This window comes from Shinella sp. R2-11 (genome assembly GCF_055330205.1).
The window spans coordinates 1-14,448 of sequence record NZ_JBVAPC010000008.1 but is presented as its reverse complement, the minus strand read 5'-3'; the positions used below and the strand labels follow the sequence as shown (position 1 = coordinate 14,448).

Here is a 14,448-nt window from a genome sequence, read left to right as displayed (position 1 = left end):
GTTCTATAGTGAATGCCAACGGAGCGGCAAGTTAAGCCCCTCCCCCTTGTGGGGAGGGGTCTTCCCCCAACTACGACGTCGGGAAATCCAGCCCCATTTCGCGGAAGCGGGCCGGGTCGTCGCCCCAGTTCTCGCGCACCTTCACGAAGAGGAAGAGGTGTACGGGCTGTTCGAGGATGTCCGACAGCTCCTTGCGCGAGGCCATGGAGATCGCCTTGATCGCCTCGCCGTTCTTGCCGAGCGCGATCTTCTTCTGGCTGTCGCGCTCGACATAGATGACCTGCTCGATGCGCACCGAGCCGTCCTTGCGCTCCTCCCACTTCTCCGTCTCGACATGCGAGGAATAGGGAAGCTCCTGGTGCAGGCGCAGGAACAGCTTTTCGCGGGTGATCTCGGCGGCGAGCTGGCGCATGGGCAGGTCGGAGATCTGGTCTTCCGGATAGTACCAGGGACCTTCCGGCAGCGCGGCGGCGAGGTAGTCCATCACGTCCTCGCAGCCCGAGCCGTTGAGGGCCGAGATCATGAAGGTGCGCTCGAACTTGACGACCTCGTTCACCGCCGCCGTCAGCTTCAGCAAGTCCTCCGGCTTCACCCGGTCGACCTTGTTGAGGACGAGGATCTTCGGCTGGCGGACTTCCTTCAGGCCTTCCAGGATGGTCTCGGCATCGCCCTTGAGGCCACGCTCGCTGTCGATCAGGAACATGATGAAATCGGCATCCTTGGCGCCGCCCCAGGCGGTCGTGACCATGGCGCGGTCGAGCCGGCGGCGCGGCTTGAAGATGCCGGGCGTGTCCATGAAAACGATCTGGGCGTTGTCGTGGATCGCGATGCCGCGCACGATGGCGCGCGTCGTCTGCACCTTGTGGCTGACGATCGACACCTTGGCGCCGACCAGGCGGTTGACGAGCGTCGACTTGCCGGCATTGGTCGCGCCGATCAGCGCCACGAAGCCCGAGCGGGTCGCGCCCTCACCGGTCGTTCCGGTCTCGGCGGGGGTCTGGTTTTCTTCGGTCATGGTGTCCGTCAATCTTGTGTTTTCAGGCAATTGCGGGCGCAAAGCCCTACGGCTCCTGCCGGAATCGCCTCAGGCGCCGCCCTTGGGCCAGACGCCTTCGCGTTCCAGAATCTTCGTCGCGGCCACCTGCTCGGCGGCCCGTTTCGAGCGGTCGGTGCCCGTTTCCGGCTTCACGCCCCTGATCTCCACCGTCACGGTGAAGCGCGGGTCGTGGTCCGGTCCGGAGCGTTCGTCCACCCGGTAGTTCGGCGTCACGCCGAACCGGGCATGCGCCCATTCCTGCAATTCCGTCTTGGCGTCGCGCCGCGCGCCTTCGGCCCGGGCGGCCCTGCCCTCCCAGTTGGCCAGGATGAAGCCGCGCGCCGCCTCCAGCCCACCGTCGAGATAGATCGCGGCGATCAGCGACTCTACCACATCGGCCCTGACGTTCATCATGGCTTTTCCGGTGAGCTTCTTGACGTCCGCGCCGGTGCGGATGAAGCGATGGAGGCCGAGGTCGTCGGAGACCGCCGCGCAGCTCTCGGCGCTGACGAGCTGGTTGAGGCGGACGGAAAGCTCGCCCTCCTTCGCCTCGCGGAAGGTGCGGAACAGCATCTCGGCGACGCAGAGCCCGAGGACCCGGTCGCCGAGGAATTCCAGCCGCTCGTAATTGCTGCCCTTGCCGGGCCGGGCGCTGGCATGGGTGATCGCCCGGTCGAGACGGTCCTTGTCGGTGAAGACGTAGCCGATCAGCTCTTCGAGGGCTTTCCGGTTCGCGTCGTTCAGCGGTATGGCGCCCTTCATTCAACGACCTTGAAGAGGCGGTCCCAGCGCAGGTTGGTCGGCCACTTCCAGACTTCGCTGAACGACGTGTCGTGCCCCAGCGAGAAGAAGATGAGGCTTGCGCGGCCGATCAGGTTCTCGGCCGGCACGAAGCCGACGTCGAAGCGGCTGTCGGCCGAGTTGTCGCGGTTGTCGCCCATCATGAAATAATGGCCTTCCGGCACGATGAACTCGCGCGTGTTGTCGCCGACGGTACCCGGACGGGTATCGAGCGTGTCGTAGGAAACGCCGTTGTCCATGGTCTCGCGGAAGACCGGTACGTCCTCGCCGGTGTCGTACTGGTCGTCGGCGCGGAAGAAGCCGTCATGCTCGCGCGGCACGGGCTGGCCGTTGACGTAGAGGACGCTGTCCTTGACCTGCACATGGTCGCCCGGCAGGCCGACGAGACGCTTGATATAGTCGATGTCGGGGTTCGGCGGGAAGCGGAAGACGACGATGTCGCCGCGCTTCGGCTCGCTGGCGAAGATGCGGCCCGAGAACAGGTTCGGCGAGAACGGCAGCGAATACTTCGAATAGCCGTAGGAGAACTTGTTGACGAAGAGATAGTCGCCGACGAGCAGCGTCGGCATCATCGAGCCCGAGGGGATGGTGAAGGGCTGGAAGAGCAGCGTGCGGATCACCACGGCGAGCAGCAGCGCCTGGATGATGACCTTGACGTTTTCCCACAGGCCGCTCTGGGCCTTATCAGTCTTCTCTGCCACGCCGGACTTGTCCTTATTTGCAAACATGGGGCTCTCTATAGAGGAAAGGTTGCCTGTTGGAAATCGTGTCGGTCAAAAAGACACACGGGGAAACGCCGGCTAGCCGGACGTTCCGGCCGGCAGCGCCTCGATGATCACGAATGCCTGCGCCAGCGGGAAATCGTCGGTGATGGTGATGTGGATGCGCGCCTCGTGCCCCTCGGGCAGGAGCTGCTTCAGCTTTTCGAGCGCGCCGCCGGTCAGCCGCATGGTGGGCTTGCCGCCCGGCAGGTTGACGACGCCCATGTCCTTCCAGAAGACGCCCTGCGCCAGCCCCGTGCCGAGCGCCTTGGAACAGGCCTCCTTGGCGGCGAAGCGCTTGGCGTAGGAGGCCGCGCGGTTGCGGCGCCCATCGGACTTCGCCCGCTCGATCTCGGTGAAGCAGCGCTCCGTGAAGCGTTCGCCGAAGCGTTCCAGCGACTTCTCCACCCGGCGGATGTCGATGAGGTCGCTGCCGATGCCGATGATCATAGGGAATTGTCTCCATGGGAAAGGACGGGCGCGCGCTTCACAAGGCGGGCATGACGCCGCGCCGTCACCGAGCGCGCCGCAAGGCGGGTCGCGCCATAGGCGAGGAAGGCCGCGCCGCCGCCGAGGACGAGCGCGCCGGCGAGCATCGGCTCAAGCACCGGATGCCAGAGCTCGGAGAATTGCAGATGCTCCATGCGGTGGAAGAGGTCGGCCGCGCTGATCGCCTCGCCCGAGCGGATGCCGAGCAGCACCTCGCCAACGCGGAAGGTCGCAAGGGCGATGAGCGGGATGGTCAGCGGATTGGCGATGGTCGTGGCGAGCGCCGCGGCAACGAGATTGCCGGCCATCAGGTAGGCGAGCGCAAGGGCGAGGATGACATGGAAGCCGAGCAGCGGCGTGAAGGCGGAGAAAGTACCGGCCGCGACCCCAGCCGCGATCGCATGGGGCGAAGCGGAAAGGCGCAGGATGCGCTTGGCGAGGTAACGCGCGGGACGCGAGAACCCCTTGCGCGGCCAGAAGAATTCGCGCAGTCGCTCGGGCCAGGAAGCCTTCTTTCGGCGTCGGAACAACATCGTCCAGACATAGCCGATCCGTTGGTGGCATTTCAATGGCGGCGCCGTCATGGCGCCGGATACGGCAGCCGCCGTGGCGCAGCAATCTGCGCCACACGGGAAGCCGGAGCCTTAGTAGGACTTGCGGAAGAGGCCGCGGTCGATCTGACGCTGGCGGTATTCCAGGTCGATGCGGTCGATGGCGCCGTTCAGGTAGGCCGTCTCGCGGTCGGCGGCACTCGGGATGCGCAGGGCGCGGGTGAAATTCTTGATCTGCTTCAACATTGGTAAACCTCGTTCGGTTACCTCCCGATGCAGAAGATAGGATCAGCCGCCGTTTCGCACCAGCGACACTATCCCAATACAGCCATGCAAATCACGCATAACGGCTGGTCAAATGTTGGGCAAACCTGCCTCAATCGAGGCAGGTTGCCGCATTTTTGCATGGGACCCGTCACTCGAAGACGCGATTGACCGTCGAAACGCACTGCAGCTCCTTCAGCTGGCCGATGAGCTGGTTGAGCTGGCGCAGGTCCCAAACCTCAAGATCGATATGCACCTCGGTGAAGTCGGCCGCCACGCGCGCCATCGACATGGAGCGGATGTTGATGTCGCTGGTGGCGATGGTCTGCGTGACCTCGGCCAGCGTGCCCGGCTCGTTCAGCGCATTGATCATGATGCGCGCCATGAAGCGGGTGTTGTTGGCCTCGTCGAGGTCCCAGCGCACGTCGATCCAGCGCTCCGGCTCGTCGTCGAACTTCTGCAGCGCCGGCGACTGGATCGGGTAGATGGTGATGCCCTTGTCCTTTTCCATGATGCCGACGATTCGGTCGCCCGGCACGGCGCCGCCGGCGGAGAAATGCACCTCGGCATTGCCGGAAAGGCCGCGGATCGGCAGCGCGTCGGGGCCGGCCTCGCCCTCCTCGCGCTCCAGCGCCGCCTTGTTCTTGCCCGGCAGCTTGAAGACCATGCCGGCGGCGCTGCGCATGTTGAACCAGCCATCGTCCGAGCTCGGCTTCACCGTCACGCGCTCGTCCTGGTAATCCGGGAAGACGGCGCGCAGCACGTCGAGCGAGGAAAGCTCGCCGCGCCCGACGGAGGCGATGGCATCCTCCACCTCCTTCTGGCCGAGGCGGTGCAGCACCGGCTTCAGCCCGTCGCGGGAGAACTGCTTTCCGGCGCGCTCGAAGGTGCGTTCCAGAATGCGGTAGCCGAGGCCGGAATATTGCTTGCGCACGGCGGCGCGGGTCGCGCGGCGGATGGCCGCGCGCGCCTTGCCGGTGACGACGATCTCCTCCCAGGCCGGCGGCGGCACCTGGATGCCGGAGCGGATGATCTCGACCTCGTCGCCATTGTTGAGGCGGGTGACGAGCGGCATGATGCGGCCGTTGATCTTGGCGCCGACGCAGGTGTCGCCGATATTGGTATGCACCGCATAGGCGAAATCGATGGGCGTCGCCCCGCGCGGCAGCGTGATGAGCTGGCCCTTCGGCGTGAAGGTGAAGACCTGGTCCTGGAAGAGCTCCAGCTTGGTGTGCTCCAGGAATTCCTCCGGGTTGTCGCCCTCGGCGAGCGCCTCGATGGTCCGGCGCAGCATGGCGTAGGCGTTGGAGCGCGGCGAGCGCGCCTCTTCCGCGCCGGCCGTTTCCTTGTCCTTGTAGAGCGAGTGCGCCGCGATGCCGTATTCGGCGATCTCGTGCATGCGCTTGGTGCGGATCTGCAGCTCGATGCGCTGGCGCGAGGGGCCGACGATGGTCGTGTGGATCGACTGGTAGTCGTTCTGCTTCGGCGTCGAGATATAGTCCTTGAAGCGGCCCGGCACGACGCGCCAGCGCGTGTGCACGATGCCGAGCGCCGCATAGCAGGCGGGAATGTCGCCGACGAGGATGCGGAAGGCATAGACGTCGGAGAGCTGCTCGAAGGACAGCGACTTCGACTGCATCTTGCGGAAGACGGAATAGGGCTTCTTCTGCCGGCCCTTGACCAGCGCCTCGTCGAGGCCGTTCGTCACCAGCAGCTCGCGCAGCTCCTCCTCGATCTTGCGGATCAGGCCCTCGTTGCGCCGGGAAAGCTCCTCCAGCTTGCGGCTGACGGTCTCGTAGGCTTCCGGGTTGATGTAGCGGAAGGACAGGTCCTCCAGCTCCTCGCGCATGTCCTGCATGCCCATGCGGCCGGCGAGCGGCGCATAGATGTCCATCGTCTCCTCGGAGATGCGGGCGCGCTTTTCCGGCGACATGTGGTCGAGCGTGCGCATGTTGTGCAGGCGGTCGGCGAGCTTGACGAGGAGCACGCGCACGTCGTCGGAAATGGCGAGCAGCAGCTTGCGCAGGTTCTCGGCCTGCTTGGCCTTCTTGGAGACGAGGTCGAGCTTCTTGATCTTGGTGAGGCCCTCGACCAGCGCGCCGATATCCTCGCCGAACAGTTCGTCGATCTCGGCGCGCGTGGCGCTGGTGTCCTCGATCGTGTCGTGCAGCAGGGCCACCGCGATGGTGGATTCGTCGAGGCGCATGTCCGTCAGGATGGCGGCGACTTCGAGGGGATGCGAGATATAGGGGTCGCCGCTCGCCCGCTTCTGCTGCCCATGCTTCTGCATGGCATAGACATAGGCCTTGTTCAGCAGGGCTTCGTTGGCATCGGGCTTGTATTTCTGAACCCGCTCGACGAGTTCATATTGACGCATCATCCTCGGTCGGCTTTCTCCCCGCTCCCGCAGGGCAAAAAAAAGTGCGCCCCAGCTTAGAAGGGGCGCACCGGCATTCGCAACAGCAAAGGTTTCGGTAAGTTACCGAAATCAGTAATCGTCGCTCTTTTCCGGCGGAACGAGGCCTTCGATGCCGGCAAGGAGCTCTTCTTCCGACATGCGGTCGAAGGCGATGGTTTCCGGCTGGTCCTCGTCCTCGTCGACGGTGACGGTCGCAGCGTCCTCGGCCAAGAGGCTTGCCGGATCGGGCTCGGGCTCGTCCACTTCCACATGCTTCTGCAGCGAGTGGATCAGGTCTTCCTTGAGGTCGTCGGGCGAAAGGGTTTCATCGGCGATCTCGCGCAGCGCGACGACCGGGTTCTTGTCGTTGTCGCGGTCGATGGTGATGGCGGCGCCCTGCGAGATGAGGCGGGCGCGATGGCTTGCAAGAAGAACCAGCTCGAAGCGGTTGTCTACCTTGTCAATGCAATCTTCAACGGTGACACGGGCCATTGCCTGTCCTTTGTGATCGAGAATTTCAGGAGTTTGCATGCCCGATACAGGGATCGGGCCGGAAATTCAAGTTTTTCCTTCCTGCGGCCCCGGCGGAGCGTCTGGTAAGGCTGCCCATATAACTTCTGATTGATGCCTCCCGCTAGGGAAGGCGGCTGGGCGAAATATCGGACAAATCGGGTAAAGCGCGGGAACTATTCCCCAATTCGGAAGTCATTGAATTTACTGAAACGATGCCGGAGACAAAATTGAACGGCGCAACCTAGATTTGCTTGGAAAGCGGCGGCGGCTGCCCTAAATGAATAGTATATGAAAAATAGGTAATTCAACCGGAATGTGCACCGGGCGAACGGCAATTGGCTGAAACCCAACCCTTTTCCTCAACTTCTATTTAAAGGATTGCGCGACATGTTCGACCCCCGCGAGAAAATCGCCCTCTTCATCGACGGTGCAAATCTCTATGCGGCGTCCAGGACACTCGGCTTCGACATAGACTACAGGAAGCTTCTGAAGGCCTTCCAGAAGCGCGGCTACCTGCTGCGCGCCTACTACTATACCGCTCTCATCGAGGACCAGGAATACTCCTCCATCCGCCCGCTGATCGACTGGCTCGACTATAACGGCTACAAGGTCGTCACCAAGCCCGCCAAGGAATTCACCGACTCGCTCGGCCGCCGCAAGATCAAGGGCAACATGGATATCGAGCTGGCCATCGACGCGATGGAGCAGTCCGAGACGGTCGACCACCTCGTCATCTTCTCCGGCGACGGCGACTTCACCACGCTCGTCGAGGCGCTGCAGCGCAGGGGCCGCAAGGTCTCCGTCGTCTCCACCATGCAGACCCAGCCGCCGATGATCGCCGACGACCTGCGCCGCCAGGCCGACTATTTCATCGACCTCGGCACGCTGAAGGCCGAGATCGGCCGCGACCCGTCGGAGCGCCCGCAGCGCACGGCCGAGCCGGTGGAAACCGTCGCGGATTGAAGCGGGGGGCTCCGCCTCTTCAAATGGCCAGCGGAGGGGGTGCGCGGAAATGGCTGTCTTGCAGACGACGCGGCTGACGCTCCGCCCCTGCCGCCCGGATGACCGCGACGACTTCATTGCCCTCGAACGCGACCCCGAGGTCATGCGCTTCCTCAATGGCGGCCATGCCGTCGACCGGGCGCAGGCATATCCGACTGCGACATTCCTCATGCCGGAGGGAACGGAACCTCATGTCTGGACGGCGCGGCGCACGGCCGATGGCGCCTTCGTGGGATGGTTCTGCCTCTGGCCGGAGGGCGAGGCCCTTGCCGAACTCGGATATCGCCTGCGCCGGGAGGACTGGGGACAGGGATTGGCCCCGGAAGGGGCCATGGCCCTCGTCGATTGGGGTTTCGGACAGGGCGGCTATGACAGGATCGTCGCGACCACGATGGCGGTGAACCGTGCCTCGCGCCGCGTGATGGAAAAGGTGGGCATGAGATACACGCGCACCGACCATATCGACTATCCCGACCCGATTGCCGGCAGCGAGCAAGGCGATGTCTGGTACGAGGTGACGCGCGGCGAATGGGGCGGCCGCTAGCCACACACAGCAGGGCATCGGCCTTTCCCTTTCCAAGCTCCGCCATGAACCCGGAAATCCGGCATATTCAGCGTTCGTTAAACATTGAATCAAATGCCGCCATTGCCCGTTAACGTTCTGCAAGACTCTGCTGATATTCCAAAAGCCTACAATCACTTCGCATCAGGATTTCCGGAAAATGGTGGACGCAGTATCGCTTTCGGGCAACAGCTACCGGGCCGCATCGAGCGCGCTCGCATCGCGCATCGCCGAAAGCCGCCCCGCAGCAGCGGAAGCCCTGGCTGCGTTGTCCCGGCCTCAGCCGGTGACGACGGTTTCGACGCCCTCCGATGCGGTGGAAGAGATCGGCGATCTCGCCTTCCTCTATGCGCCGAACGGCCAGCCGGGCGTTTCGGCCCAGCCCGCCAGCGCCATCCCCGCCACGCAGGCGACGGCGGATGCGCACCTTGCCGCCGAGCGCAGGCCGAGCACGCGGCTTGCCGTCGAAAGCACGGATCTCGATGCCTTGATGTCGTCGTTCCTGACCGCGCGCACGCCGAGCGCCAATCCCGCGCCCTCGCCGGACGTGCCGGCGGCCGCGAGCAACGAGCAGCTTGCGCTCGCCGCCCGCCAGTCGGTGATCAACCAGCTTTACAACCAGTTCTGAGGAAGGCCGGAGGCTGGATCAGCCGCGTTCGCGCAGCAGGCGGCTCTTCTGGCGGTTCCAGTCGCGTTCCTTCTCCGTCTCGCGCTTGTCGTGCAGCTTCTTGCCCTTGGCGAGCGCGAGTTCGAGCTTGGCCCGGCCGCTGTCGTTGAAATAGATCTTCAGCGGCACGAGGGTCATGCCCTCGCGGTTGATCGCGACGCGCAGGCGATGGATCTCGCGGCGCGACAGCAGAAGCTTGCGCCGCCGTCGCGTCTCATGGTTGAAGCGGTTCGCCTGCAGGTATTCCGGCAGGTAGGAATTGATCAGCCAGAGTTCGCCATCCTCGTCGGAGGCGTAGGATTCGGCGATATTCGCCTTGCCTTCGCGCAGCGACTTGACCTCCGTGCCGGTCAGCACGAGACCGGCCTCGTAGGTATCCACGATCTCGTAGTTGTAGCGGGCCTTGCGGTTCTCCGCGACAATCTTCTTGACCGTTGTCGGACGCGCTTTCGTCGCCATGTCAGTTCAACAGCCCGGCGTGGCGCAGCGCCGCGTCGATGGCCGCCTCCGTGGCCGGCTCCAGCGAGGAGACGAGCGGGGAGCGGACGGTGCGGTTCATCCCGCGCACGCGCGAAAGGCCGTATTTCGCGCCGCAGACGCCCGGCTCCAGGAAGATCGCCTTATGCAGCGGCATCAGCCTGTCCTGGTATTCCAGCGCCTTGGCATAGTCGCCGGCAAGCGTCGCCTTCTGGAACTCGGCACAGAGCCGCGGGGCGACATTGGCCGTGACCGAGATGCAGCCGACGCCGCCATGGGCGTTGAAGCCGAGCGCGGTGGCATCCTCGCCCGAAAGCTGGACGAAGCCCTTGCCGCAGGCAATGCGTTGCTCGGAAACGCGCTCGATCTTGCCCGTCGCATCCTTGACGCCCATGATCGAAGGATGCGCCTTGTGCAGCGCACCCATCGTTTCCGGCGTCATGTCGATCACCGAACGGCCCGGAATGTTGTAGATGACGATCGGCAGCTTCACGGCCTCGGCGACGGCCGAGAAATGCGCGAAGAGGCCCTTCTGCGTCGGCTTGTTGTAATAGGGCGTGACGACGAGGATCGCGTCCGCGCCGGCCTTTTCGGCGTGCTGGGCGAGATCGATCGCTTCCTTGGTGTTGTTGGAGCCGGCGCCGGCGATCACGGGCACGCGGCCGGCGGCAACCTTGATGCAGAGTTCCACCACCCGTTTGTGCTCGTCATGCGACAGCGTCGGCGATTCGCCGGTGGTGCCGACGGGCACGAGACCGTGGCTGCCTTCGCCGATCTGCCATTCCACATGCGCGGCAAAGGCGTCTTCATCGACGGCGCCGGCAGCCGTGAACGGGGTGACGAGAGCGGGAATGGATCCCTTGAACATCGAGAACTCCTGAGGCCAGAGCCGCCGCAAGGGCATACATGCTTTGGCCGTATTCCGTGGTTAAAAACGGTCGCACAATAATCATGTGACAGGGATGCGGCAAGCGCGCGACGGGCGTTTTCATGCACGATCAAGGCGGAAATCCGCATGCCCGCACGAATAGTTACGCTGCTTCATCCGTCGCCTGAGAACCGGCGGCCTTCACGGATTGGTGAGAGGCGCGGTTAAGGTTTCGTTAAGGCAACGAAGGGTTAATGTTTGTCGGAGAACAGGCGGAAAGCGAGGGTCCATGCGCCGCCTGCCAGGCATCCGGGACGTAGCATGATCTCGAGAAACGGTTTTGCCCTTTGCGCCTTGCTGCTTGCCGGAGCGGCTACCCTTGCGCTCCGCTCCTCGCCCGTCGAGGCGGATAATTCCGCCGTGCCGGAGATCAAGCCGCTCGGCTTCGCCGCCGAGATGCCCTCCCCCGAGGTGATCACCAATGCCATTCCGCGCGCCGAGGCCCTGCAGCCGGTCAATCCGGACCTCAGCGCCGGGCTCGATGCGCTTTCCAATCGCGATCCCGCCGCCGCCATCGCCGCGCGCGACCGCCTTCCTTCCGGCAGCCTCGATCGGCATATCCTTACCTGGGCCATCGCCGTTTCCGGCCAGCGGGGCGTTCCCTCGCTTGAAATCGCCAGCGCCCAGCGCGAGCTCAAGGGCTGGCCGGGCCTGAAGGCGCTGCGCGGCCATTCCGAGCGGGCGCTTGCCCGCGAGAACCCGCCGGTCGCCGACGTGCTGGCCGCCTTCGGCACCACCCGCCCGGAAACGGCGGAGGGCGCCATCGTGCTTTCCCGCGCGCTCGTTGCCTCCGGCGAGACGGCACGCGCGACGGAGATCCTGCACTCCTTCTGGCAGAAGGAGGCGCTCACCAAGGACCTCGAAAGCCAGATCCTCGATGAATTCGGCATGCTTCTTACCGTCGCGGACCACAAGGCCCGCATGGAGATGCTGCTTTACCGCGACCGCGCCGACCAGGCGCAGCGTTTCGGCGATCTCGGCAAGGCACAGTCCTTCTACCGCGCCTGGGCGGCCGTCATCCGCAAGAGCCGGAATGCCGGCGACCTCATCAAGGCGGTGGATGCGAGCTGGCAGAAGGACCCGGCCTATACCTATCTGCGCATCCGCTACCTGCGGAACCGGGAAGATTACCGCGCGGCCGCGAAACTCTTTTCCGCCATGCCGGAGGATCCCGCACGGCTCGTCAATCCGGGCGCATGGTGGAACGAGCAGCGCATCGTCAGCCGCGGGCTTGCCGACCTTGGCGACTATCGTGATGCCTATCGCGTCGCCGCCCGGCACGGCGCGGACGATCCGGCCGATATCGTGGAGGCGGAATTCCATGCCGGCTGGTATGCGCTGCGCGATCTCGGCGAGCCGAAGACCGCGGCAAAGCACTTCCAGCGCATCCTGCAGGTCTCCGACAGGCCGATCTCCGCCTCCCGCGCCTGGTACTGGCTCGGGCGCGCGGCGGAAAAGGGCGCCTCGGGCGATGCGAAGGACTATTTCGCCAAGGCCGCGAACTTTCCCGGCACCTTCTACGGCCAGCTTGCCGCCGCCCGGCTCGGCCGCACGACGCTGAATGTCGCCTATCCGACGCCGACGGCAGAGGAGCGCACAAGCTTTCGCCAGCGCGAGGCCGTGCAGGCCATCGCCCGCCTTCAGGCCGCCGGCCATGGCTGGCGGGCCGACAGCCTCTACCGGGCGCTCGCGGGCGAGCTGATGAGCCCCGGCGAACTCGCCCTCCTCGCCGCCGACGCGGAGAAGGACGGCAACCACCAGCTTTCCCTGCAGATCGGCAAGATCGCCTTTGGCCGCGGTATCGATGTGGCGGCGCTCGCCTTCCCCATCGGCGTCATTCCGGATGGCGCTAATATAGCCGGCTCCGGCAAGGCGCTCGCCTATGCCATCGCGCGGCAGGAAAGCGCCTTCAATCCGGCCGCCGTCTCCGCCGCCAATGCGCAAGGGCTGCTGCAGCTCATGCCCGGCACGGCGGAAGGCGTCGCCAAGCGCTACGGCCTTGCCTATTCCAAGGAGCGGCTGACGACGGACGCCGCCTATAATGCGACGCTCGGCGCGCATTATCTCGGCGAGCAGATCGACAAGTTCGGCGGCTCCTACGTCCTCACCTTCATCGCCTACAATGCTGGCCCGCGCCGTGTGCCGCAGTGGATCGCCCGTTACGGCGACCCGCGCGGCAAGCCGGTCGACGATGTCGTCGACTGGATCGAGCGCATCCCCTTCTCCGAAACCCGCAGCTATGTGCAGCGCGTCATGGAGAACTATCAGGTCTACAAGACCCGCCTCGGCCAGAAGGCCGACATCGTTCACGACCTGAGCATGGGGCGCTGAATTCCAAAGCGCATAGCCACCCTGCCGCGCCTGCGGCCAGTGCATCCTCCTTCCACTCACAACAAGGTACCGCCCTGCTGCGATTGCGCGGATCAATGGCCGAACGGCTTCACAGCGCCGCACGAACTGCTCTAGTCTGCGTTGAAATCAAGAGGCCATCGCATGACGGACTATACCAGCCGCTTCCTTTCCGCCCCCGACGGGCTGCAGCTCCATGCCCGGGATTATCCGGCCGCGCCGGGTGGTGAAACGCGCCTCCCTGTCATCTGCCTGCCGGGCCTCAGCCGCAATGAGCGCGATTTTCACCAGTTCGCGCTTCTCGTCTCGAACGGCGCGTCCCGCCCCCGGCGGGTGATCGCGCTCGACTATCGCGGCCGCGGCCTTTCCGCCTGGGACGAGAACACCGCCAATTATAACGTCGCGACCGAATGCCAGGACGTCATCGCCGCCTGCACCGCGTTCGGCATCTCCCGGGCTCTCTTCGTCGGCACTTCGCGCGGCGGCCTCATCCTGCATATCATGGCGACGGTACAGCCAGACCTGATCGCCGCCGCCGTCCTCAACGACATCGGCCCCGAAATCGAAGCCGAAGGGCTCAAGGACATCCGTGACTATCTCTCCAACCGCACCTTACCGGCAACCTTCGAGACCGCCGCCGACGCACTTGCCCGCATCCACGGCCCCACCTTCCCCGCCCTCACAAGGGCGGACTGGCTGGAGATGGCAGACGCCATTTACAGAGAGAAGGACGGCCGCATCGTCGCCGACCACGACCCGAGACTGGCCGATCAACTCCAGGTCATCGATTTCAGCAAACCACTGCCGACGCTCTGGCCGCAATTCGACCTGCTGGCACAAAGGCCCCTGCTCGTGGTGCGGGGAGAGCATTCGCGGCTGTTTTCAGAAAAAACGCTGGAGCAAATGGAGGCCCATGGCCCGCATGTCGAGACGCTCACCGCGGAAGGCCAAGGCCACGCTCCACTGCTGCATCACGACAGCCTGTTTCCGCGGATAAAGGCTTTTCTGGATCGCCATTCATAGGCGGCGCCTTCAAATCCGGCTCTCTATCAACGCACACTTCAGCGGGTGAGGCTCTGCCTCAAGATCACATTGTTATGCGCTCATAACGAAAAACCCGCAGCCTCAAAGAGGCTGCGGGTCAATCTTTAGCTCAACTTCAGATTAGAAGTCGCGCTGCAGGCGGAGGAAGCCGCGGGTAGAGTCTTCACCGCCGTGGTTGACCTTGTTGTAGTCAGCCGTTGCGAGAACGTTCAGGCCGCTGACGACTTCGTAACCAACCGTCAGGCCAACGCGCCACATGTCGTCGTTGGAGAAGCCGGCACCGTCGTTGACGTTGGCGAAGTACTGGGCGCCGGGGGTGATCGTCAGCTTTTCCGTTGCCTTGAAGGCATAGGAAGCAGCAACGGTCCACTCGGAAGCAGCCCAGTAGTCGTTCGGATCGGAAGCCCAGATGCCAGCGAGCTGGAAGGTGCCCGGGCCGAGGTCAGCCGACAGGATGGCGCGGATTGCGCCTTCTTCAGCCCAGTTGTCGTAACCGCCGAGGATGTCGAGGTTTACGCCACCGAGGGAGAAGCCAACCGTACCGGCAACGCCGAGGTCGTGGTGAGTACCGGCAGAAGCGTCAGCGGCGTCGTGCGGCTTGCCGGT

At 64.3% G+C, this 14,448-nt stretch carries 16 protein-coding genes; 5 read left to right on the top strand and 11 right to left on the bottom strand.

Annotation, left to right across the window (positions count from 1 at the left end; genetic code table 11):
* Window positions 1–70: 70 nt before the first annotated feature.
* The 8 genes from era to rpoZ form a co-directional block, all read right to left on the bottom strand.
* Window positions 71–1,015: a GTPase Era gene (era, locus tag ACZ1A1_RS19000; protein WP_463621140.1), complete on the bottom strand. Its 945-nt coding sequence runs from the start codon at window positions 1,013–1,015 to the stop codon at window positions 71–73.
* Window positions 1,016–1,084: 69 nt separating this feature from the next.
* Entirely contained in the window at window positions 1,085–1,798 is a 714-nt protein-coding gene (rnc, locus tag ACZ1A1_RS18995) for a ribonuclease III (RefSeq protein WP_313195831.1), read from the bottom strand.
* Window positions 1,795–2,565 (bottom strand): signal peptidase I, encoded by a 771-nt coding sequence (lepB, locus tag ACZ1A1_RS18990; protein ID WP_409530073.1) that lies wholly within the window; start codon window positions 2,563–2,565, stop codon window positions 1,795–1,797. The genes rnc and lepB overlap by 4 nt, the downstream gene beginning before the upstream one ends.
* Window positions 2,566–2,637: 72 nt before the next feature.
* On the bottom strand, window positions 2,638–3,048 hold the full coding sequence (acpS, locus tag ACZ1A1_RS18985; protein WP_119258839.1) for a holo-ACP synthase: 411 nt from the start codon (window positions 3,046–3,048) through the stop codon (window positions 2,638–2,640).
* The gene (locus ACZ1A1_RS18980) at window positions 3,045–3,620 is read right to left on the bottom strand and encodes a DUF2062 domain-containing protein (RefSeq protein WP_415213181.1); all 576 of its coding nucleotides are present in this window, start codon (window positions 3,618–3,620) and stop codon (window positions 3,045–3,047) included. Before ACZ1A1_RS18980 ends, acpS begins: the two co-directional genes overlap by 4 nt.
* 111 nt (window positions 3,621–3,731) lie before the next feature.
* Window positions 3,732–3,884 (bottom strand): DUF3563 family protein, encoded by a 153-nt coding sequence (locus ACZ1A1_RS18975; RefSeq protein WP_463621139.1) that lies wholly within the window; start codon window positions 3,882–3,884, stop codon window positions 3,732–3,734.
* A gap of 169 nt (window positions 3,885–4,053) precedes the next feature.
* The gene (locus ACZ1A1_RS18970; RefSeq protein ID WP_415213180.1) at window positions 4,054–6,282 is read right to left on the bottom strand and encodes a RelA/SpoT family protein; all 2,229 of its coding nucleotides are present in this window, start codon (window positions 6,280–6,282) and stop codon (window positions 4,054–4,056) included.
* Between the two features lie 108 nt (window positions 6,283–6,390).
* Entirely contained in the window at window positions 6,391–6,792 is a 402-nt protein-coding gene (gene rpoZ, locus ACZ1A1_RS18965; RefSeq protein ID WP_415213179.1) for a DNA-directed RNA polymerase subunit omega, read from the bottom strand.
* 408 nt (window positions 6,793–7,200) lie between these two features.
* Between rpoZ and ACZ1A1_RS18960 the strand changes: the two genes are divergently transcribed.
* The 3 genes from ACZ1A1_RS18960 to ACZ1A1_RS18950 all read left to right on the top strand — a co-directional run bounded on the left by ACZ1A1_RS18960 (window position 7,201) and on the right by ACZ1A1_RS18950 (window position 9,005).
* Window positions 7,201–7,776, top strand: a complete 576-nt coding sequence (locus ACZ1A1_RS18960; RefSeq protein WP_313195836.1) for a LabA-like NYN domain-containing protein — start codon at window positions 7,201–7,203, stop codon at window positions 7,774–7,776.
* A gap of 49 nt (window positions 7,777–7,825) precedes the next feature.
* Window positions 7,826–8,359, top strand: coding sequence for a GNAT family N-acetyltransferase (locus ACZ1A1_RS18955; RefSeq protein ID WP_463621138.1), 534 nt, complete (start codon window positions 7,826–7,828; stop codon window positions 8,357–8,359).
* Between the two features lie 178 nt (window positions 8,360–8,537).
* A complete protein-coding gene (locus ACZ1A1_RS18950; RefSeq protein WP_463621137.1) occupies window positions 8,538–9,005 on the top strand; it encodes a hypothetical protein in 468 nt (155 codons plus the stop codon).
* An 18-nt stretch (window positions 9,006–9,023) separates the two neighbouring features.
* Here the strand turns inward: ACZ1A1_RS18950 and smpB are convergent, their stop codons facing one another.
* Both smpB and dapA read right to left on the bottom strand, forming a co-directional pair.
* Complete coding sequence (smpB, locus tag ACZ1A1_RS18945; RefSeq protein WP_313195839.1) at window positions 9,024–9,503, bottom strand: SsrA-binding protein SmpB; 480 nt, start codon at window positions 9,501–9,503, stop codon at window positions 9,024–9,026.
* A 1-nt stretch (window position 9,504) separates the two neighbouring features.
* Complete coding sequence (gene dapA, locus ACZ1A1_RS18940) at window positions 9,505–10,389, bottom strand: 4-hydroxy-tetrahydrodipicolinate synthase (protein ID WP_313195840.1); 885 nt, start codon at window positions 10,387–10,389, stop codon at window positions 9,505–9,507.
* Window positions 10,390–10,710: 321 nt separating this feature from the next.
* Here dapA and ACZ1A1_RS18935 point away from each other — a divergent pair, with 321 nt between their 5' ends.
* Both ACZ1A1_RS18935 and ACZ1A1_RS18930 read left to right on the top strand, forming a co-directional pair.
* The gene (locus ACZ1A1_RS18935) at window positions 10,711–12,780 is read left to right on the top strand and encodes a lytic transglycosylase domain-containing protein (protein WP_463621136.1); all 2,070 of its coding nucleotides are present in this window, start codon (window positions 10,711–10,713) and stop codon (window positions 12,778–12,780) included.
* Window positions 12,781–12,942: 162 nt separating this feature from the next.
* Window positions 12,943–13,821: an alpha/beta fold hydrolase gene (locus tag ACZ1A1_RS18930; protein WP_463621135.1), complete on the top strand. Its 879-nt coding sequence runs from the start codon at window positions 12,943–12,945 to the stop codon at window positions 13,819–13,821.
* 141 nt (window positions 13,822–13,962) lie between these two features.
* Here ACZ1A1_RS18930 and ACZ1A1_RS18925 read toward each other — a convergent pair.
* A partial coding sequence (locus ACZ1A1_RS18925) for a porin (protein ID WP_463621134.1) occupies window positions 13,963–14,448 on the bottom strand: 486 nt, incomplete at its 5' end.

Coding starts and splice junctions, on each gene's coding strand:
- era (WP_463621140.1), bottom strand. CDS start 1,015: ATGACCGAAGAAAACCAGACCCCCGCCGAGACCGGAACGACCGGTGAG.
- rnc (WP_313195831.1), bottom strand. CDS start 1,798: ATGAAGGGCGCCATACCGCTGAACGACGCGAACCGGAAAGCCCTCGAA.
- ACZ1A1_RS18930 (WP_463621135.1), top strand. CDS start 12,943: ATGACGGACTATACCAGCCGCTTCCTTTCCGCCCCCGACGGGCTGCAG.
- ACZ1A1_RS18960 (WP_313195836.1), top strand. CDS start 7,201: ATGTTCGACCCCCGCGAGAAAATCGCCCTCTTCATCGACGGTGCAAAT.
- smpB (WP_313195839.1), bottom strand. CDS start 9,503: ATGGCGACGAAAGCGCGTCCGACAACGGTCAAGAAGATTGTCGCGGAG.
- ACZ1A1_RS18970 (WP_415213180.1), bottom strand. CDS start 6,282: ATGATGCGTCAATATGAACTCGTCGAGCGGGTTCAGAAATACAAGCCC.
- dapA (WP_313195840.1), bottom strand. CDS start 10,389: ATGTTCAAGGGATCCATTCCCGCTCTCGTCACCCCGTTCACGGCTGCC.
- ACZ1A1_RS18980 (WP_415213181.1), bottom strand. CDS start 3,620: ATGTTGTTCCGACGCCGAAAGAAGGCTTCCTGGCCCGAGCGACTGCGC.
- ACZ1A1_RS18975 (WP_463621139.1), bottom strand. CDS start 3,884: ATGTTGAAGCAGATCAAGAATTTCACCCGCGCCCTGCGCATCCCGAGT.
- ACZ1A1_RS18950 (WP_463621137.1), top strand. CDS start 8,538: ATGGTGGACGCAGTATCGCTTTCGGGCAACAGCTACCGGGCCGCATCG.
- acpS (WP_119258839.1), bottom strand. CDS start 3,048: ATGATCATCGGCATCGGCAGCGACCTCATCGACATCCGCCGGGTGGAG.
- ACZ1A1_RS18955 (WP_463621138.1), top strand. CDS start 7,826: ATGGCTGTCTTGCAGACGACGCGGCTGACGCTCCGCCCCTGCCGCCCG.
- ACZ1A1_RS18935 (WP_463621136.1), top strand. CDS start 10,711: ATGATCTCGAGAAACGGTTTTGCCCTTTGCGCCTTGCTGCTTGCCGGA.
- rpoZ (WP_415213179.1), bottom strand. CDS start 6,792: ATGGCCCGTGTCACCGTTGAAGATTGCATTGACAAGGTAGACAACCGC.
- lepB (WP_409530073.1), bottom strand. CDS start 2,565: ATGTTTGCAAATAAGGACAAGTCCGGCGTGGCAGAGAAGACTGATAAG.